19 protein-coding genes are annotated in these 18,356 nt (G+C 70.8%); 12 read left to right on the plus strand and 7 right to left on the minus strand.

Features of this window, described 5'->3' with window-relative positions; all coding sequences use genetic code 11:
• Positions 1-12 precede the first annotated feature (12 nt).
• Complete coding sequence (locus tag ACN26Z_RS28415) at positions 13-1,095, minus strand: UDP-N-acetylmuramate dehydrogenase (protein ID WP_421464174.1); 1,083 nt, start codon at positions 1,093-1,095, stop codon at positions 13-15.
• A gap of 70 nt (positions 1,096-1,165) precedes the next feature.
• Between ACN26Z_RS28415 and ACN26Z_RS28420 the strand changes: the two genes are divergently transcribed.
• From ACN26Z_RS28420 to ACN26Z_RS28450, 7 genes are all read left to right on the plus strand, one after another.
• Positions 1,166-1,930, plus strand: a complete 765-nt coding sequence (locus tag ACN26Z_RS28420; protein ID WP_093403706.1) for a maleylpyruvate isomerase family mycothiol-dependent enzyme — start codon at positions 1,166-1,168, stop codon at positions 1,928-1,930.
• Positions 1,931-2,158: 228 nt separating this feature from the next.
• Positions 2,159-3,466: an ABC transporter substrate-binding protein gene (locus ACN26Z_RS28425; protein ID WP_282236717.1), complete on the plus strand. Its 1,308-nt coding sequence runs from the start codon at positions 2,159-2,161 to the stop codon at positions 3,464-3,466.
• Between the two features lie 112 nt (positions 3,467-3,578).
• A complete protein-coding gene (locus ACN26Z_RS28430; RefSeq protein WP_421464177.1) occupies positions 3,579-4,586 on the plus strand; it encodes a carbohydrate ABC transporter permease in 1,008 nt (335 codons plus the stop codon).
• A 103-nt stretch (positions 4,587-4,689) separates the two neighbouring features.
• Positions 4,690-5,523 carry a carbohydrate ABC transporter permease gene (locus ACN26Z_RS28435; protein WP_093403439.1) on the plus strand — a complete coding sequence of 278 codons (834 nt, stop codon included), beginning with the start codon at positions 4,690-4,692 and terminating at the stop codon, positions 5,521-5,523.
• On the plus strand, positions 5,520-6,890 hold the full coding sequence (locus ACN26Z_RS28440; RefSeq protein WP_421464179.1) for a GH1 family beta-glucosidase: 1,371 nt from the start codon (positions 5,520-5,522) through the stop codon (positions 6,888-6,890). Before ACN26Z_RS28435 ends, ACN26Z_RS28440 begins: the two co-directional genes overlap by 4 nt.
• Before the next feature lie 19 nt (positions 6,891-6,909).
• Positions 6,910-7,917, plus strand: coding sequence for a LacI family DNA-binding transcriptional regulator (locus ACN26Z_RS28445; protein ID WP_282236714.1), 1,008 nt, complete (start codon positions 6,910-6,912; stop codon positions 7,915-7,917).
• Between the two features lie 131 nt (positions 7,918-8,048).
• A complete protein-coding gene (locus ACN26Z_RS28450; protein ID WP_421464181.1) occupies positions 8,049-8,957 on the plus strand; it encodes a GNAT family N-acetyltransferase in 909 nt (302 codons plus the stop codon).
• On the opposite strand, the gene ACN26Z_RS28455 is transcribed toward ACN26Z_RS28450, so the two are convergent.
• Together ACN26Z_RS28455 and ACN26Z_RS28460 are read right to left on the minus strand one after the other, a co-directional pair.
• Positions 8,954-9,469, minus strand: coding sequence for an O-acetyl-ADP-ribose deacetylase (locus tag ACN26Z_RS28455; RefSeq protein ID WP_421464183.1), 516 nt, complete (start codon positions 9,467-9,469; stop codon positions 8,954-8,956). The genes ACN26Z_RS28450 and ACN26Z_RS28455 overlap by 4 nt on opposite strands.
• 1 nt (position 9,470) lies before the next feature.
• Positions 9,471-10,292, minus strand: a complete 822-nt coding sequence (locus tag ACN26Z_RS28460; RefSeq protein ID WP_093403429.1) for an EI24 domain-containing protein — start codon at positions 10,290-10,292, stop codon at positions 9,471-9,473.
• 128 nt (positions 10,293-10,420) lie between these two features.
• Between ACN26Z_RS28460 and ACN26Z_RS28465 the strand changes: the two genes are divergently transcribed.
• From ACN26Z_RS28465 to ACN26Z_RS28485, 5 genes are read left to right on the plus strand one after another with little or no spacing between them, the layout of a single operon-like run.
• Positions 10,421-11,329 (plus strand): ABC transporter ATP-binding protein, encoded by a 909-nt coding sequence (locus ACN26Z_RS28465; RefSeq protein ID WP_421464186.1) that lies wholly within the window; start codon positions 10,421-10,423, stop codon positions 11,327-11,329.
• 10 nt (positions 11,330-11,339) lie between these two features.
• The gene (locus tag ACN26Z_RS28470; protein ID WP_093403426.1) at positions 11,340-12,074 is read left to right on the plus strand and encodes an ABC transporter permease; all 735 of its coding nucleotides are present in this window, start codon (positions 11,340-11,342) and stop codon (positions 12,072-12,074) included.
• Between the two features lie 4 nt (positions 12,075-12,078).
• Entirely contained in the window at positions 12,079-13,401 is a 1,323-nt protein-coding gene (locus ACN26Z_RS28475) for a sensor histidine kinase (RefSeq protein ID WP_421464188.1), read from the plus strand.
• Positions 13,398-14,048 carry a response regulator gene (locus ACN26Z_RS28480; protein WP_421464190.1) on the plus strand — a complete coding sequence of 217 codons (651 nt, stop codon included), beginning with the start codon at positions 13,398-13,400 and terminating at the stop codon, positions 14,046-14,048. The genes ACN26Z_RS28475 and ACN26Z_RS28480 overlap by 4 nt, the downstream gene beginning before the upstream one ends.
• 6 nt (positions 14,049-14,054) lie before the next feature.
• Entirely contained in the window at positions 14,055-15,056 is a 1,002-nt protein-coding gene (locus tag ACN26Z_RS28485) for a helix-turn-helix transcriptional regulator (protein WP_421464192.1), read from the plus strand.
• Between the two features lie 62 nt (positions 15,057-15,118).
• Here the strand turns inward: ACN26Z_RS28485 and ACN26Z_RS28490 are convergent, their stop codons facing one another.
• The 4 genes from ACN26Z_RS28490 to ACN26Z_RS28505 form a co-directional block, all read right to left on the minus strand.
• Positions 15,119-16,033 carry an SDR family oxidoreductase gene (locus tag ACN26Z_RS28490; RefSeq protein ID WP_093403422.1) on the minus strand — a complete coding sequence of 305 codons (915 nt, stop codon included), beginning with the start codon at positions 16,031-16,033 and terminating at the stop codon, positions 15,119-15,121.
• A 240-nt stretch (positions 16,034-16,273) separates the two neighbouring features.
• Positions 16,274-17,161 (minus strand): alpha/beta fold hydrolase, encoded by an 888-nt coding sequence (locus ACN26Z_RS28495; protein WP_093403420.1) that lies wholly within the window; start codon positions 17,159-17,161, stop codon positions 16,274-16,276.
• Entirely contained in the window at positions 17,158-17,472 is a 315-nt protein-coding gene (locus ACN26Z_RS28500) for a DUF2516 family protein (RefSeq protein ID WP_093403419.1), read from the minus strand. Before ACN26Z_RS28500 ends, ACN26Z_RS28495 begins: the two co-directional genes overlap by 4 nt.
• A 70-nt stretch (positions 17,473-17,542) precedes the next feature.
• Positions 17,543-18,355, minus strand: a complete 813-nt coding sequence (locus tag ACN26Z_RS28505) for a hypothetical protein (protein WP_421464195.1) — start codon at positions 18,353-18,355, stop codon at positions 17,543-17,545.
• Between the last annotated feature and the right edge of the window lies 1 nt (position 18,356).

Consider the following 18,356-nt stretch of genomic DNA (forward strand, 5'->3'; position numbering starts at 1 on the left):
TGATCAACCCGGTCAGAGGGTGCAGTTGATGAGGACGGGTTCGGGGTGGAGGGTTACGCCGAAGCGGGACTGGACGCCGTCGCGGATCTCGCGGGCCAGGGTGAGCAGGGCCTTGGTGCTGGCGTTGCCGGTGGGGTTGGTCAGGGCGAGGGTGTGCTTGGTGGAGATGGCCGTGCCCTCGGGGCCGGGATACCCCTTGCCGAAACCGGCCTTGTCGATCAGCCAGGCGGCGCTGACCTTGACCACGCCGCCGGCACCGGGCCACGCCGGCGGCTCACCCAGCCCGTTGGCCCGCTGCCGCAACTGTTCGTACGCGGCGGCGTCGAGGACCGGATTGGTGAAGAACGAGCCGACGGAGCGGGTGTCGGGGTCGCCCGCGTCGAGCACCATGCCCTTGCCCGCGCGCAGTCCCAGCACCGTGGTCCGGGCCTGGTCCAGTGGCACCCGGTCACCGACCTCGACGCCGAGCGCCCGGGCCAGCTCCGCGTAGCGCACCGGGCCGGACAGCGGCGAACGGGCCAGCCGGAAGTCCACCGAGAGCACCACCCAGCGCTCGTTGTACTTGAAGATGCTGGACCGGTAGGCGAAGCCGCAGTCGGCGGCCTCGACCTGCCCGACCGCGCCGGCCGTCCGGTCGTAGACCTGCACGGCGGTGATGGTCTCGGCGACCTCCTGCCCGTACGCCCCGACGTTCTGGATCGGCGTGGCACCGGTCGAGCCGGGGATGCCGGACAGGCACTCCAGCCCTGACCAGCCGTTGCGTACCGTCGCGGCGACCAGGTCGTCCCACGGCTCGCCGGCCTCGACCCGTACCGTCACGGTCTGCTCGTCCTCGGTGAGCACCCGCAGCCCCCGGGAGCGGACGAGCACCACCGTGCCGGGGAAGCCACCGTCACCGATCACCACGTTGCTACCGCCGGCGATCAGGAGGATCTCGGCGCCCGCCTCGCGTACCCGGCTGACGATCTCGTCGGCGTTTGTGGCGCTGACCACCCGGCCGGCGGGCCCACCCAGGCACAATGTGGTGTATTGCGCCAGATCGTCCGTGCTGGCGGGTTGCGCGGCGGCTGTCGGCTGGGCGTAGACGTCAGACACGCCTCTCACCCTAGGCTGAGGGGTAGCCGTGGCACCCACTGGTGGCCCGGTCACCCCCGGGAGGATGGCGATGAGCAGATTGCACGGCACCAAGGATTTCTGGATCGGCGCGCTCCGGGCGGAGGGCCCGGCGTTCGCCGCCGCGGTGGCCGAGGCACCGCCCGAGACACCTGTGCTGTCCTGCCCCGGTTGGACCGTGACCGACCTGACCCGCCATCTCGCCGGCGTCTACCGGTGGGTGCATGCCGTGGCCGGCTCAGGCGACCCGTCGGCACCACAGCAGAGCCGGTCACAGCCGGTCGAGCCGGCGGCGGACGTCACCGCCGTGCAGCAGTGGCAGCAGGCGTACGACGAACTGATGGCGCTCTTCGACTCCCTCGACCCGGAGGCGCCGGCTTGGAACTGGGCTCCGCAGCCGAAGAAGGCGGGCTTCTGGCCACGTCGGATGGCCCATGAGACGGCGGTGCACCGCTGGGACGCCCAGCTCGCCATTGCCGCAGGTGAGCCGGTCGAGGCCAAGCTCGCGGCCGACGGGGTGAGCGAGGTGCTGGACACCTGGCTGCCGGCGGGCCGCCGCAGGTCGGGCGGCCCGTGGGCGGGCGTGGTCCGGTTGACCGCCACCGACGCCGACCAGGAGTGGTATCTGCGGCTGCGCGGCGAGGGGGTGGCCCTGCTCGACACCGGCACCATCCTCGACCACGACGACCACCATGCCCGGGTGCAGGTCACCGGCACCGCCAGCGACCTGCTGCTGGCGCTCTGGGGCCGGGTCAGCTTCGACACCCTGACCGTCTCCGGCGACCGCACCCTGCTCGACGGCGTACGCACCGGCTGACCCCCGCCCACCCTCGTCGATCATGAGGTTGGGCGGCAGTTGATCTCTCCGGTTGCCGCCAACCTCATGATCAATCAGTGCGGGTGGGCGGCGGTCCGGTTGTGGCCATTCTGTGATGGAGGCTGAGAGAGCGCTCTCTTGACACGGTCCCGGGGCGGACCGCAGGCTACGAGAGAGCGCTCTCAGAACCTTCTACCACCACCCCGACCTGAGAGGGGTCATCAGACAATGGGCACATTCCCGCGTCACCGCCTCGCGGCGGTCGCTCTGGCCGCCACCGGCGTCCTGCTCGTCAGCAGCGGCTGCGGCGGCGGCGACGAGGCCGCCGGGGACGGCAAGATAACGCTCACCGTCGACGTCTTCGGGCAGTTCGGCTACGAGCAGCTCTACCAGCAGTACATGGACGCCAACCCCAACATCAAGATCGTCGAGCGGGGCACCGGCGGCAACCTCGACGAGTACTCACCGAAGCTGACCCAGTGGCTAGCCGCGGGCAAGGGCGCCGGTGACGTCGTGGCCATCGAAGAGGGCCTGATGGTCGAGTACAAGGCCAACCCGGACAACTTCGTGAACCTGCTCGACCACGGCGCCGCCGACCTCAAGGGCAACTTCCTGGAGTGGAAGTGGAACCAGGGGCTCACCGCCGACGGCCAGAAGCTGATCGGGCTCGGCACCGACGTGGGCGGCATGGCCATGTGCTACCGCACCGACCTGTTCGAGAAGGCGGGCCTGCCGACCGACCGTGAGCAGGTCTCCGCACTCTGGCCGACCTGGGAGGACTACATCGCCACCGGCGAGAAGTTCAAGGCCGCCAACACCGGCGCGTCGTTCCTGGACGCGGCCACCAACACCTTCAACACCATCGTGCTCCAGACGGCCGGCAACGCGCAGGGCTACCACTACTACGACACCAGCGACAACCTGGTGGTCGACACCAACCCGGCGGTCAAGCAGGCCTGGGACATCACCATGAACATCGTCAACGCCGGCCTGTCCGGCAAGTACGGTTCCTGGTCCGAGGAATGGGTCTCCGCCTTCAAGCAGGCCAAGTTCGCCACCATCGCCTGCCCCGCCTGGATGACCGGCGTGATCGAGGGCAACGCCGGGCCGGAGGCCAAGGGCAAGTGGGACATCGCCCGGGTGCCGGGCAACGGTGGCAACTGGGGCGGCTCGCACCTGGCGGTGCCGCAGCAGAGCAAGCACCAGGACGAGGCGGTCAAGCTGGTCAAGTTCCTGACCAGCGCCGAGGGTCACATCGGCGCCTTCAAGGCCAAGGGTCCACTGCCGTCCTCGCCGCAGGCGCTGGACGACCCCGCCATCACCGAGGCCACCAACGCGTACTTCTCCGACGCACCGGTCGGCAAGATCTTCGGCGAGGGCGCGAAGACCCTGAAGCCGGTCTACATGGGCCCGAAGAACCAGGCCGTCCGCACCGAGGTGGAGAACGCGGTCCGCACCGTCGAGCTGGGCCAGCGTAGCCCCGACCAGGGCTGGCAGGACGCGATCAACAACGCCAAGAAGGCCGCCGCCAAGTAACCGGCCCGACGGCCCCATCCCCGCCGCCGGTCCAGGTCCGCCGCGTCGTACGCGTACGGCGGCTCGCCCTGGGCCGGCGCGGGGCGGGGGCGTGGAAAGGAGTCAACGGGTCATGGCGTTGCAACTCGACGCGCGACCGCCGGCCAGACCGGCGCCGCGGGACAGCCGCCCGTCCCGGGCCGGCCGGCTGAGCCGGATCGACGCGAAGTACTCGCCCTACCTCTACATCGCCCCGTTCTTCGTGATCTTCGCGATCTTCGGGGCCTGGCCGCTGGCGTACACCTTCTGGGTCTCCCTGCACGACTGGGACCTGCTCGGCAGCAATCCCACATTCGTCGGCGCGGACAACTACACCCGGCTGCTGGCGGACAGCGACTTCTGGCACTCGGTGGTCAACACCCTCGGCATCTTCGTCATCAGCACGCTCCCCCAGCTGCTCGCCGCGCTCTGGCTGGCGAACCTGCTCAACCGGCAGCTGCGGATGCGTACCGGTTGGCGGATGGCGGTGCTGGTGCCCAACGTCACCTCCACGGCAGCCGTGGCGATCGTGTTCGGCGTGCTGTTCGGCCGTGAGTTCGGCATGGTCAACTGGCTGCTCGACCTGGTCGGCGTCGACGGCATCGAGTGGAAATCCAACCGGTTCGCCTCCTGGGTGGCCATCTCAACGATGGTCGACTGGCGCTGGACCGGCTACAACGCGCTGATCTTCCTGGCCGCCATGCAGGCCATCCCCCGCGACCTCTACGAGGCGGCGGCGATCGACGGCGCGAACCGGGCCCGGCAGTTCTGGACCATCACTGTGCCGCTGCTCAAGCCGACGATCATCTTCTGCGTCATCATCTCCACCATCGGCGGCCTGCAACTGTTCACCGAGCCCCGGCTGTTCCATTCCGGCACCAACGCGATCCGGGGCGGGCCGCTTCGCGAGTCGCAGACGATGACCATGTACATGTTCGAGAACGCCTTCGCGCCGTACTACAACTTCGGCTACGGGTCGGCGGTCGCCTGGCTGCTCTTCGCCCTGATCGCCATCGTCGCGGCGATCAACGTACTGATCATCCGCCGGCTCGGCGCCGGCGCCCGGCCGGACACCGGCAAGCGGAAGGGAGGCTCCCGATGAGCGAGCGCAGCGAGGTGGCGCGGGTGAGCGAGCGCAGCGAGCGAACAATTCGGCTCAGTGCTGGTAAAGCTCATCGGGACGCCGAGCGAAGCGAGGTGGCGCGATGAGCCAGTTGTGGCGGGCGAGCCCGCTCACCTACTTCGCACTCGTCGCCGCCGGGGTCCTGTCGGTCTTTCCGATCTACTGGATGTTCGTGGTGGCCAGCCGGTCCAGCGATGCGATGGGCCAGCTGCCACCGCCGGTGACGCCCGGCGGCAACCTGGGGGCCAACATCTCCCGGCTGTTCGCCAACACCGACGCCTACTTCCTGACCGGTCTGATCAACTCGGCGATCGTCGCGATCACGGTCACCGCCTCCGTGGTGTTCTTCTCCACCCTCGCCGGGTTCGCCTTCGCCAAGCTGCGGTTCCGGGGCAGCAACGCACTTTTGATGATCATCATTGCCACGATGATGGTGCCCACCCAACTGGGCGTGATTCCGTTGTACATCCTGATGACGAAGTTCAACCTGAACGACCGGCTGCCGGCGGTGATCATGCCCGCACTGGTCACCGGTTTCGGGGTGTTCATGATGCGGCAGTACGCCGGGCAGGCGGTCAGCAGCGAGCTGATCGAGGCAGCCCGGGTGGACGGTTGCGGCACCGCCCGCATCTACTGGAACGTGGTGGTGCCGGCGCTGCGGCCGGCCGCCGCCGTCCTCGGCCTGCTCACCTTCATGACCACCTGGAACGACTTCCTCTGGCCGTACGCGGTGCTCAACGACCCGGAGAATCCCACCGTGCAGCTATCGTTGCGGGCCCTGTCTGACGGCTACTACCAGGACATGTCCCAGGTCTTCACCGGCACGGCCATCGCCACGCTGCCCCTGCTGCTGGTATTCGTCCTGTTCGGCCGCCAGATCATCGGCGGGATCATGGAAGGTGCGGTCAAGGCGTGACTGAGTTGAGATTTCCGGACAACTTTCTCTGGGGTGCGGCCACTGCGGCGTACCAGATCGAGGGGGCGGCCCGCGACGACGGGCGCGGTGAGTCGATCTGGGACACCTTCAGCCGTACGCCGGGCAAGGTGCACGCCGGCCACACCGGCGACGTCGCCTGCGACCACTACCACAGGTACGCCGACGACGTCGCGCTGATGGCGGAGCTGGGTTTGCAGGCGTACCGCTTCTCGGTTTCCTGGCCCCGCATCCAGCCCGACGGCAGCGGCCCGGTCAACCCGCGCGGCCTTGACTTCTACGACCGGCTGACGGACGCGCTGCTGGGCCGGGGCATCGATCCGATCATCACGCTCTACCACTGGGATCTGCCGCAGACCCTTCAGGATCGCGGCGGTTGGACCAGCCGGGACACCGCCGAGCACTTCGCCACCTACGCCTCCGCGTTGTACGCCCGCCTCGGTGACCGGGTCGGCACCTGGACCACGCTCAACGAGCCGTGGTGCTCGGCGTACCTCGGCTACGGCAACGGTGTGCACGCCCCCGGGGTGCAGGATCCGGGCGCGGCCTTCAGCGCCGTACACCATCTGCTGCTGGCGCACGGCCTGGCGACCCAGGCGTTGCGCGCGGCCGGCGCCGGCCGGGTCGGCGTCACGCTCAATCCCGCCGACGTATGCCCGGCCGATCCCAACAGCGCGGCCGACGCCGCCGCCGCACGCCTGGTCGACGGCCTGCACAACCGGATCTTCCTCGATCCGCTGCTGGTCGGCGGGTACCCGGACGACATCCGGGAGCATGTGGCGCGGTTCGTCGAACCCACCTTTGTGCAGGACAACGACGAGAAGATCATCGCGGCGCCGATCGACCTGCTCGGGATCAACTACTACGCGCCCACCTACGTCGCCGGCCGGACGGACGGTGCCGGTGGTGGCGGGGCGTACCCCGGCACCGAGGGACAGGTGCAGTTCCTGGCACCGGTCGGGCCGCTCACCGACATGGGCTGGATGATCGAGCCGGCCGGACTGACCCGGCTGCTGGAGCGCATCGCCACCGACTACCCGGCGGTACCGCTGCTGATCACCGAGAACGGCGCGGCTTTCCCGGACAAGACCGCCGACCCGACGACCCCGCTCCAGGACTCGGACCGGATCGCCTACCTCGACGGCCACCTGCGCGCCGCGCACGAGGCCATCGCCCGGGGCGTCGACCTGCGCGGCTATCTCGTATGGTCATTGCTTGACAACTTCGAGTGGGCCGAGGGGTACCGTAAGCGATTCGGCATCGTGCACGTCGACTACCTCACTCAGCGGCGTACACCGAAGTCCAGCGCCCGGTGGTACCAGGAGGTGATCTCCCGGAACGGGCTGTGACGAGGTGGTGGTTTCTCCGATGACGGGGGCGCAACGGCCCACTCTGGAAGCGGTGGCACGACGGGCCGGTGTGTCCCGGGCCACCGTCTCCCGGGTGGTCAACGGCTCGACCACGGTCGCCGAGCCGATCCAGGAGGCGGTCCGTCAGGCGGTCGCCGAGCTTGGGTACGTGCCGAACCTGGCCGCACGCACCCTGGTCACCCAGCGGACCGACTCGATCGCCCTGGTGATGCCGGAGGAGGCCACCCGGGTCTTCTCCGACGACCAGGTGTTCCCGGGGATCATCCGGGGCGCGGCACAGGAGTTGGAGGCCGCCGACAAGCAGCTGGTGCTGATGCTGGCCGGGTCGCCGGCCGGGCATGAACGGGTCGCCCGGTACACCACCGGTCGGCACGTCGACGGGGTGCTGTTCGCCTCGCTGCACGGGGCAGATCCGCTGCCCGCCCGACTGGCCGCGCTGGGCATCCCGGTGGTGTGCAGCGGCCGACCGCTCGACGGGGCGGACGTGCCGTACATCGACGTCGACCAGGTCGGCGGGGTCACCCGGGCGGTACGGCACCTGATCGACAGCGGCCGGCGTCGGATCGCCACCATCGCCGGACCGCAGGACATGGTCGCCGGCATCGAGCGGCTGGCCGGCTACCGGGACACCGTCGCCGCCGCCGGGCTGCCCGAGATGGTGGCGGTCGGCGATTTCACCCGCGAGTCCGGAGCGGCGGCGATGCGGGAGTTGCTCGCCGCCCACCCCGACCTGGACGCCGTCTTCGCCGCGTCGGACCTGATGGCCCACGCCGCCCTGCGTACGCTCCGCGAGGCGGGACGTCGGGTACCCGAGGACGTGGCGGTGATCGGCTTCGACGACATCGAGACCGCCGCGTACACCGATCCGCCGTTGACCACCGTCCGGCAACCGATAGTGGAGCTGGGTCGGCAGGGCACCCGGCTGCTGCTCCGCCTCGCCGCTGGGGAGGACGTCGAGCCGGCGCTCATCCTGCCCACCGAGCTGATCATCCGCGAATCCGCCTGAACCCGGGTACGTTTCTTGTCGCCCGGGCGACAAGAAACGTACCCACCGCCTGGGTGCTGCGTCGGGCGTAGCGGAGGTAGGGGTGGGAAAGCGGGCGCGGAGGTCCGTCGGGTTTGGTTAGCCTGCCGCGCATGCCTGAACCGTCCGCGCTGATCCGTCCCGCACATCCCGACGACGCCCCAGCCGTGGTGGCGCTGCGTACCCTCGTGTTTCCCTTCCTGATCCGGGGTGTCGCGTCCACCCGGCAGCTGATCTCGACGCCACCGGCGGAGCAGCACTGGGGCGGTTTCGTCGCCGAGGTCGACGGGGAGGTCATCGGTTGGGTGTCGGCGTCCCGCAACACCAACACCAGCGCAGCCGTTGGCGAGGTGTCCCTGCTGCACGTGCACCCGGACCAGCGGCGACGCGGGATCGGCGGGGCACTGCTGGGCCGGGCGCTGGAGCACCTCGCGCCGCTCGGCCTGAACCGGCTACGGGGCCGTACGCTGCCGGAGGCGCTGCCGTTCGCCCGCCGGCACGGCTTCATCCCGAGTCGTCAGGAGCACTTCTCGGCTCTGGAGCTGCACGCGCTGCCACCGCTGCCACCGGTCCCTGACGATGTCCGGGTGGTCCCGCTGGCCGAGGTCGACCCCCGCCGGGTCCACCGGGTGGACGTGCTGGCCAGCGCCGACGAGCCGGGTGACGTGACTTCCGACGCCATCGGATATGCCACCTGGTGCGCCGACACCTGGGACAACGTCGGGCTGGACCGGGAGGCCAGCATGGGCGCCGAGGTCGACGGCGAGTTGGTGGCGATCAGCCTGGTGAAGCGGGACGGCGCACGAATGTGGTCGGACTACACCGGCACCGTGCCGGACTTCCGCGGCCGAGGGCTGGCCCGGTTGGCGAAGCTGGCCGCACTACATCGGGCGGCGGCGCGCGGCGTCACCGTCGCGTACACCGGAAACGACGCGGCGAACGCGGCGATGCTGGCGGTCAACGACCGGCTCGGCTACCGGCGGGTGGCCAGGCAGTGGTCCTGCGTACGCGAGATGCGCTAACCCTCCGCGTACACCCGGTCGGCGATCGCGTGGGTGTCGGCGCCGAAGAGCACCAGCCGAGCCACGGTGATGTTCGTCGGGGTTGCCGCGCGCAGCACCGACAGGGCCTGACGGACGGCGTCCTCGACCGGCCAGCCGTAGACCCCGGCGGAGATCAGCGGGAAGGCGATGCTTGCCGCGCCCAGTTCGTCCGCGACAGCGAGGCTGTTGGTGTAGCAGGCGCGCAGCAGCGCGGCACGGTCCTCGGTGTCCGACCAGACCGGGCCGACGGTGTGCACCACCCAACGCGCCGGCAGGTCACCTGCCGTGGTGGCCACCGCCTGTCCGGTCGGCAGGCCCCGCCCGTAGCGCGAGGCGCGCAGCGCGCGGCACTCAGCGAGGATCGCCGGTCCGCCCCGGCGGTGGATGGCGCCGTCGACTCCCCCGCCGCCCAGCAGCGACGAGTTCGCCGCGTTCACCACCACGTCCACCTGTTCGGTGGTGATGTCTCCCGCTACCAGGGCGATGTGCATGTCAGCCCTCCGTGATGGGTTGGCCGAGGGAGCGGCGGGCCAGCAGGGTGGCGCCGGCCACCGCGGCCGGCATCAGCAGTACCGCGCCGAGTGGGATCAGGAAGCAGACGAAGACCGCGACTCCGAAGCCGAGTGAGGTGGGTCGGTCCACCTTCAGTGCCGCGCGCCGGTGCGGCAGTCGCTTGCCGCGCCGGGAGAAGGGCGCGCCGGTCAGCTCCACGGCGAGCAGCCAGCCGCCCACCAACGCGCCGATGACCGGCACCACGGTCTGCCCGACCACCGGAATGAAACCGGCGGCGAACAACGGCACGCCGAACAACGCCGCCAGGGCGACCAGCCGGAGCGAGTCGGCGGCGCTGCGACGCAGCGACGGCCAGAACGGGACCTCGACCTCGTCCGGCGTACCGCCGTAGCGCCGCTCGACCCGCTCGGAGATCTTCTCGTAGAAGGGATCGCCGATGACCAGGGTGACTGCCGTGAAGGTGAGAACGGTGAGCAGGCCACCGAGACCGAGGAAGGCCAGCGCGGCGATCACCCGGACCACGCTGCGCGGTGTCGCCGCCCAGTCGTCGGCGAACGGAGTGGCCGCAGCGGCCAGGTCGCCGACGAAGAAGACCAGGAGAGCGTACGCGGTCGCGAAGATCGCCCCGGAGATCAGCGCCGGGACGACGCCGAGCAGCATCAGACCTGGGCTGCGTACGTACAGGCCGATGCCCCGCAGGAGCAGCGTGGCCCCGCCGACGAAGCGGCGGCCCGCGCCCACGGCGGTGGAGGGAAGCTCGGATGCGTGCACGTCCAGGAGCGTAGTCACTCGTCGGCGCATCCACCGGTTGACGGATCGCCGGAATCAACCGGAGCTGACCAAGGTCACCTACAGCCGGTCGATTCGTCGCCGGCCGCCTCCCGCGACGCTTGAGCGGTACCCGGAACTGACGACGAGAGGCGGCTGCCATGCCGGTCATCGAGGTGACCAGCCTGCACAAGCGGTACGGCGAGGCGGTGGCGGTGGCGGACGTGTCCTTCGACGTCGAGGCCGGCGAGATCTTCGGCGTACTCGGCCCGAACGGCGCCGGCAAGACCACCACTGTGGAGTGTGTCGCCGGGCTGCGCGTCCCAGACGGGGGCGGGGTGTCGGTCCTCGGGCTCGACCCTCGCCGGGACGCCACCCGGCTGCGCCAGCTGGTGGGGGTGCAACTTCAGGAGAGCCAGTTGCCCGACCGGCTCCGGGTGGCCGAGGCGTTGGAGCTCTACGCGTCGTTCTACCGCGAGCCGGCCGACCCGACGCAGCTCATCGGCGAGTTGGGCCTCGACGAGAAGCGGAACACCCCGTACGAGAAGCTATCCGGCGGTCAGAAGCAGCGGCTCTCAATCGCGTTGGCGCTGGTCGGCAACCCGCGGATCGCCATTCTGGACGAGTTGACCACCGGGTTGGATCCGCAGGCACGCCGGGACACCTGGGGTCTGATCGAGCGGGTCCGGGATCGCGGGGTGACCATCCTGCTGGTCACCCATTTCATGGAGGAGGCCGAGCGGCTCTGTGACCGCCTCGCGGTGATCGACAAGGGGCGGGTTGTGGCCCTGGACACCCCGGCCGGGCTGGTTTCGGCCGTAGCACCCGAGCAGCGCATCCGGTTCCGCCCGTCCACTCCACTGGACGACCGGCTGCTGACCGGCCTGCCGCAGGTCACGGCCGTGACGCGCAGCGGCAGCCAGATCGTGGTGACCGGCACCGGTGACGTGCTGCACGCGGTCACCTCGGTGCTCGCCCGCCACCAGATCACCGCCGCCGAACTACGGCTGGAGCAGGCCACGCTTGACGACGCGTTCGTCGAGCTGACCGGGCGCCGGTTCGTCGACTGAAGGGGACACGATGCACGCCTTCGGCCAGATCCTCAGGACTGAAGCAAAGCTCTACCTACGGGACATTCCGACGCTGATGCTCACCGTCGCCCTGCCCACCCTGATCCTGGTGGTGCTCGGGCTGATTCCGTCGCTTCGGGAACCCAGCCCCGAATTCGGCAACCAGTCCTTCGTCACGTACTTCACCCCCTCGCTGCTGGTCGTCACGCTGGCCATGGTTGGCATCAACGCCCTGCCCACCGTGCTGGCCACCTACCGGGAGCGCGGCATCCTGCGCCGGCTGGCCACCACCCCGGCAAGTCCGCTGGCGCTGCTGACCGCTCAACTCGTGCTGGCCCTGGTGGGCATCCTGGCCAGCGCGGTGCTCCTCGCGGTGATCGCCCGACTGGCGTTCGGCACCCCGTTGCCGCAGCACCCGCTCGGGTTCGCGGTGGCGCTCGTCCTGGGTACGGCCGCTCTGCTCGCGGTGGGGCTGCTGGTGGCGGCGGTCGCGCCCACCGCCAAGGCGGCCCAGGCGCTGGCGGTACCACTGTTCATGGTGACGATGTTCTTCGGCGGGGTGTACCTGCCCCGGTTCCTGCTGCCCGACTTCCTCGCCGACATCGGCGCCTACACCCCGCCCGGGGTCCAGGCGCTGCTCGACGCCTGGACCGGCACCGCACCGCACCCGCTGCACCTGGGGATAATGGCCGTGATCGCCGTGGCGGCCGGCGCCGCTGCGGCGAGGCTGTTCCGCTGGGAGTGAGCGCATGGTGAGCGGGGACGGGATGACCTACGGCGGGGACGGCTCGACGGCCAGCCGCGACGACACCCTGCCCGCCGACGACTGGCTAACCCACTGGCGGGCGCGGGAGGCGCGGCTGCACCGGGTGCTGCCCTACGGCGGCCTGCTCGTGGGCTCGCTGCTGGCCGCCTTCGCGCCGGCACCGCGTGGGCTGCCGATGCCGCTCACCTTGGTGATCGCCGGGCTGACCGCCTGCTGGGTCACCTGGTATGTCGTGCTGTCTCCTCAGTGGCAGGGACAGCAGCGGTCGATGGCGGTCTACTACGTCGGGCTGCTCGCCTTCGCCGCCGTTTTGGTGGCCGCGAGCCCGTGGTACGGCTTCTTCGCCTGGGTCGGATTTCTGCACGCCTTCCTCGTGCTCAACGGACGATGGCGGTTCGCCGGTATGGCCGCGACAGCCGTGCTGGTGGCCACCGCGCAGGGCGGCGGTCTGCCGTCCTCGTGGTCGAACTGGCCGCTGTGGCTGGTGTTGGTGCTTGTCAACCTGGTCCTGGCCGGTGCGGTGAGCTGGTTCAACCTGGTCGGTGAGCGGGAGGACGCCAGGCGTAAGCGGTTGGTTGCCGAACTCGCCGCCGCCAACCGCCAGCTCGCCGAGACGGTGCGGGAGAACGAAGGACTGCACGCCCAGCTCCTCACCCAGGCCCGCGAGGCCGGCGTACTGGACGAGCGGCAGCGGATGGCTCAGGAGATCCACGACACCTTGGCCCAGGGCCTGACCGGCATCATCACCCAGCTGGAGGCGGCCGAGCAGACCCGCGACCGCTCCGCCGACTGGCGACGCCACATGGACAACGCCCTGGCGCTGGCCCGGGAGAGCCTCACCGAAGCCCGCCGGTCGGTCCGGGCGCTGCGCCCCGAGCCGCTGGAGACGGCCCGCCTTCCCGACGCGCTCTCCGAGCTGGGTGAACGCTGGTCGGCAGTGCACGGGGTGACGGCCAGCGTCAGCACCACCGGGACGCCCCGCCCACTGCACCCGGAGATCGAGGTGACGCTGCTGCGGGCGGCGCAGGAGGCGTTGAGCAACGTGGCCCGGCACGCCGGCGCGTCCCGGGTCGGGCTCACCCTGTCGTACATGTCGGACGTGGTCACCCTCGACGTCCGCGACGACGGATCGGGATTCGACGTGGCCAACCAGTCGACCACCCCGGATCAGGACGGAAGCTACGGCCTGACCGCAATGCGGCAGCGGGTCAACCGGGTCGGTGGCCAGGTCGCCGTCGAGTCCGAACCGGGTGGCGGGACCGCCGTCTCGGCCTCCGTGCCGGCCCTGCCCGGAGCCGCCGCATGACCGATCCGGTACGCCTGCTCATCGTGGATGATCATCCAGTGGTGCGGGACGGACTGCGCGGCATGTTCGCCGGCGACCCTGGATTCGAGGTGGTCGGCGAGGCGGCGGACGGCGCCGAGGCGCTGACGATGGCCGCCCGGCACCACCCCGACGTGGTGCTGATGGACCTGCGGATGCCGGGGATGGACGGGGTGACCGCGATCGGTGGCCTCGTCGCGACGGACAGCCCGGCGAAGGTGCTGGTACTGACCACGTACGACACGGACGCGGACGTGCTCCCGGCGATCGAGGCCGGCGCCACCGGATACCTGCTCAAGGACGCGCCCCGCGACGAACTGGTCCGGGCGGTACGGGCCGCCGCCCGAGGCGAGTCGGTGCTCGCGCCAAGCGTGGCCGGCCGGTTGATGGGTCGCCTCCGGACGCCACGCCAACCGGCCGAGGAACCGCTGAGCCAGCGTGAGTTGGAGGTGCTCACCCTGGTCGCCCGGGGATCGTCGAACCGCGAGGCCGCGGCGCGCCTGTTCATCAGCGAGGCCACGGTGAAGACCCACCTGCTGCACGTCTACGCCAAGCTCGGGGTCAACGACCGGGCCGCCGCGGTGGCCGTCGCGTACGACCGGGGGTTGCTGACCCCCGGTGGCCGGTGAGCGTCGATGCGGGCGTCGCGATTGCTCTCCCTGCTGCTGCTGTTGCAGACCCGTGAGGCGCTGACGGCGGCGGAACTGGCCCGCGAGTTGGAGGTCTCCGAGCGGACGGTCTACCGGGACGTGCTGGCGCTCTCCGCCGCCGGGGTGCCGATCTACGCCGACCGGGGCCGGGCCGGCGGCTACCGGCTGCTCGGCGGCTACCGGACCCGGCTGACCGGGATGACCCGGGACGAGGCGGAGGCGCTCTTCCTGGCCGGGTTGCCCGGCCCGGCCGGTGACATGGGTCTCGCCGACGCCGTTGCGGCGGCGGAACTGAAGCTCCTCGCGGCGCTACCGCCGAGCCTGCGCGACGCCCCCGCGCGCACCGGCCAGCGGTTCCACCTGGACGTGCCCGGCTGGTTCCGGGAGACCGGGCCGCCGCCGTGGCTGAGCGACCTGGCCGGCGCGGTCTGGCGGGACCGGATGGTGCGGCTGCGCTACCGCCGCGGCGACCGCGAGGTCGAGCGGGAGCCGCACCCGTACGGGCTGGTCCTCAAGAGCGGGGTCTGGTATCTCGTGGCCCGGGTCGACGACGCGTACCGCACGTACCGGGTGGACCGGGTCACCCACGTCGAGGTGGGGACGGAGACCTTCGACCGGGACGCCGGCTTCGACCTGGCGGGGTACTGGCGGGAGCAGGCCGAGGCGTTCCTGCGAAGCATGCTCCGGGTCGAGGTGACGATCCGGTTGAGCCCCGCCGGCCTGCGCCGGCTCCGCTTCCTCGCCGACGCCCCCTTCGTGTACGAGGCGGCGGTCGCCGCCGCGGGCGAACCCGACGGGCAGGGTTGGGTGGTGACCCGCCTGCCCGTCGAGTCCGTCGAGGTGGCGTACACCCAACTGCTCGCGCTGGGGCCGGAGGTGGAGGTGATCGAGCCGCCGGAGCTACGGTCGCGGCTGGCCGAGGCGGCGATGAGCGCCGCCGCCCTGTACTCCACCGCCGACGACCGGTTCCCCGACCGGCCGGCGTAGTACGGCCGGTCGGGTGCACGCCGGTCGGGCCGCTCAGACGGGCGGACGCCGGGGCGGGAGGATCAGCGGTAACCCGTGGTGTCGGCGGGTTTGCCGGCGTCGACCACCTCGCTGAGGTAGCGGAAGGCGTCCGGTTGGGAGCCGTCGACGTCGGTGAAGCCGTACACCTTGGCCAGTTCTCCGGCGGAGACGGACCGACCGTTCCAGCGTGCCCGGTCCGGGTCGGCGGCGAGCGCGGCGACGGCTCGACCCACGAACGTCGGAGTCTCCGAGATGAGGAAGTGCGGGTCCTTGGCCGCGCCATCGCGCCAGTTGTCCTCGGTGACGCCGAAGTGCTCCAACATCGCCTCGGAGCGCATCCAGCCCGGGGTGAGCGCGACCGCCGTACCGCCGTGCGGCCTGACCTCGTGGGCCCAACTGAAGGCGAGCCGGTTGACCGAGGTCTTGGCCAGGTCGTAGAAGACCGACAGCCGGTAGTTCTCCTCGTTGTACGCCTTCGTACCGTCACCGATCTCCACCACCAGTCCGCCGGGCCGGCGGATCAGCAGGGGCAACGCGAAGTGGCTGGTGATCACGTGGGTGTGCACCGCCAGCCGCAGCATCCGGAAGCCGGCGTCGAGCGACTGCTCCCACACCGGCTTCTCCCAGGTGATCAAGGGGTCGGCACCCCACACGTCGTTCACCAGCACGTCAAGCTTGCCCTGCTCGGCGTCGATTCGCGCGACCAGGGCCTGCACCTCGTCGGGTACCAGGTGGTCGACCCGGACCGGGATGCCGGTGCCGCCGGCCGCGGTGACCAGTTCGGCGGTCTCCTCTATGGTCTCCGGGCGGTCCAGTTCGGAACGGCCGGCGCGGCTGCTGCGGCCGGTCGCGTAAACGGTGGCACCTGCGGCGCCTAGTTGCACGGCGATCTGCCGGCCGGCCCCCCGAGTGGCCCCGGCGACCAGCGCCACCTTTCCGATCAGCGGTTTAGTCATGCGCTCCACGCTGCCAGCAATACCTGCCATCTGGTGGCAGGTATTCGCGACTCGTCGCGACAGGGGCCGGCTGATCGACCCGGGAGGGCCACAATCCGGCTCGCGAGTTTCGGCATCCCGGGTCCTACCGCCCGCCGGATGCCCCGACATACCGCATGTCGCGCCCTCCCGCACGCCGGATGCCGCGGCATGCCGCATCCCACGGGTGGCGGGCGGGGGCGCTAGGTGGCACGCGACGGGCTAGCCGTTGAGGAAGTCGGAGATCCGGCTGCGGAGGTCGGCGCGCTCCGTCCAGAGGACACCGGGGCGGTCGTAGCGGTGCAGGGTGGCCCGGGGCAACGTGGCGGCGAGTTGTTCGGCCACCTCCACCGGATGCAGGTCGTCGCCCTCGGCGGCGATGACCAGTGCCGGCGCGGTCACCCGGGCGAGCACGCCGGCGTCGGGCAGTGGCGCCTGCTCCGGCAGGTCGATCAGCCCGGCGGCGAGGCCGTCGCGCAGCAGGTGGTCCAGCCGTTGCCGCAGATACGCCCAGCCGGCCGGCGTGTTGCGTACAGCCGGCGGCAGCTCGGTGGAGACGGCTTCCGCCACCGCCGAGGCGTCCCCGCTCTCCACAGCCGCCAGCAGTTCGGTCAGCCGCGCCCGGGCGACTGGTCCGCGCGGCCGGTCGAGCGCGGCGGGGAGGAAGAAGACGAGCCGCTCGAACCGCTCCGGGCTCTCGGCGAGCAGGCGGCACAGCGCACCGGCGCCCAGGCTGGCCCCGAAGGCGCGCGTCGCGCCGCTGAGGTCGGCTATCGCCCGCAGATCGCGGGCCAGGTCCAGGTAGCTCCACGGCCCGTCGGGCGCGTCGGAACGGCCGTGGCCACGGAACTGGAAGAAGACCCGGCGACCGGTGACCCCGCTGCCGAAGGGTCGGGTGGTGGCGATGCCGTTGGCCAGCCCGTGCGCGAAGACGGTGACCGGGTCACCAACACCGGTGACCAGCCGCTCCAGACGTACGCCGTGCGGGGTGGCGACCAGTTCCGTTTCCGGGTCGGGTAACGGCGGTCGGCCGGTCCGCGGGGCACCCGGGCCGGGACCCCAGCTGCGTGGCCCGCCGTCCGGCGGTGGTGGCCAGCGGAAAGATCTCACCAGGACCCTCTGTTGTCGCCTAGGTCACGTAGTCCGACCCGGACGTCGAGCAGATAGATCAGAGCCGCCGCCACACCGATCAGCCCGAAGATGCTGAGGGTGGAGCGGGTGAGCAGGGTGAGCAGGAGAGTGACCGCCAGGATCGCGATCCAGCCGCCCTTCGGCAGGGTCCCGATCGCCGGGAAGGCATCGGAGCGTTGCGTGACGGCGTGCACGAGAGCCACCCCCTGCACGATCAGTGCGAAGACGAAGAGGATCAGCTCGATCACGTAGCGGACGTCGAAAACGAAGATCGGCGCGGCGTTGGCCATGACGGCAAGCTTATGCCGGCGACCCCGGATCCGTGGCGATGGGACGGTCCCGGGGCCGCCGGCTGCTGACTCACTGGCTCCGCTTGGTACCCCGGGGCAGCTTCGCCGACGGGCTGTCGGTCCGCTTGGCAGCGGCCTGCCGGGTGGTCGACTTCGCCCGGGTGGTCTTCTTCGCGGCGGCCGGCTTGGCCTCCACGATCTCGGCCACCTCCGCCGGGCTCGGCACCTCGGCCGGCGTGGCCTTCCCGACGGTCGCGGTCGTCTCGGTCGGCGCGGACTTCCCGACGGTCGCGGTCTGCTCGACGGTCGCCGTCGGGGTGGTCGTCCCGGTCGCCTCGATGTCGGCGTTCACCGTGTCGGCGGCCTCCAGCACGCCGGCGCCCACGACACGCTCGCCCCGCGCCACCAGCGCACCGTACGCGGCCAGCGCCCGCACCTGGGCGGCCTGGGCGCCGGCGACGACGACCGCCGCGTTGCGGCTCGCCATCTCGCGGAGACGGTCCAGGTCGGCTGCTTCCCGCAGCTTGTTCAGGTCGGCCGTCTCGCGCAGTTTGTTGAGGTCCGCAGCTTCGCGGAGCTTGGCCAGGTCGGCGTGCTCACGCAGCCGGTTCAGGTCGGTCGTCGGGGCGGCCTTCTGCCGCAGCGACTCGGCCGTCCGGTTGGCGTTGCGCAGCGTGTCGTTGGCCTTCTGGCGCAGTTCGAAGCCGGTGACGACGGCCTTGCCGCCGAGTTCGTTGACGACCCGCCCACCGTCGGCGACGACGCGGTCACGCAGCTCACCGACCACGGTGGGCAGTTTGCGCAGCTGCTGCAAGGCCAGTTCACCAGCGCCGGCCGCAGCGTAGATCGGGGCAGGGATGCGATTGGTCTTCGGCTGGCTCATC

It is taken from the genome of Verrucosispora sp. WMMD703 (assembly GCF_049178935.1).
GTDB classification, from domain to species: Bacteria; Actinomycetota; Actinomycetes; order Mycobacteriales; family Micromonosporaceae; genus Micromonospora; species Micromonospora sediminimaris.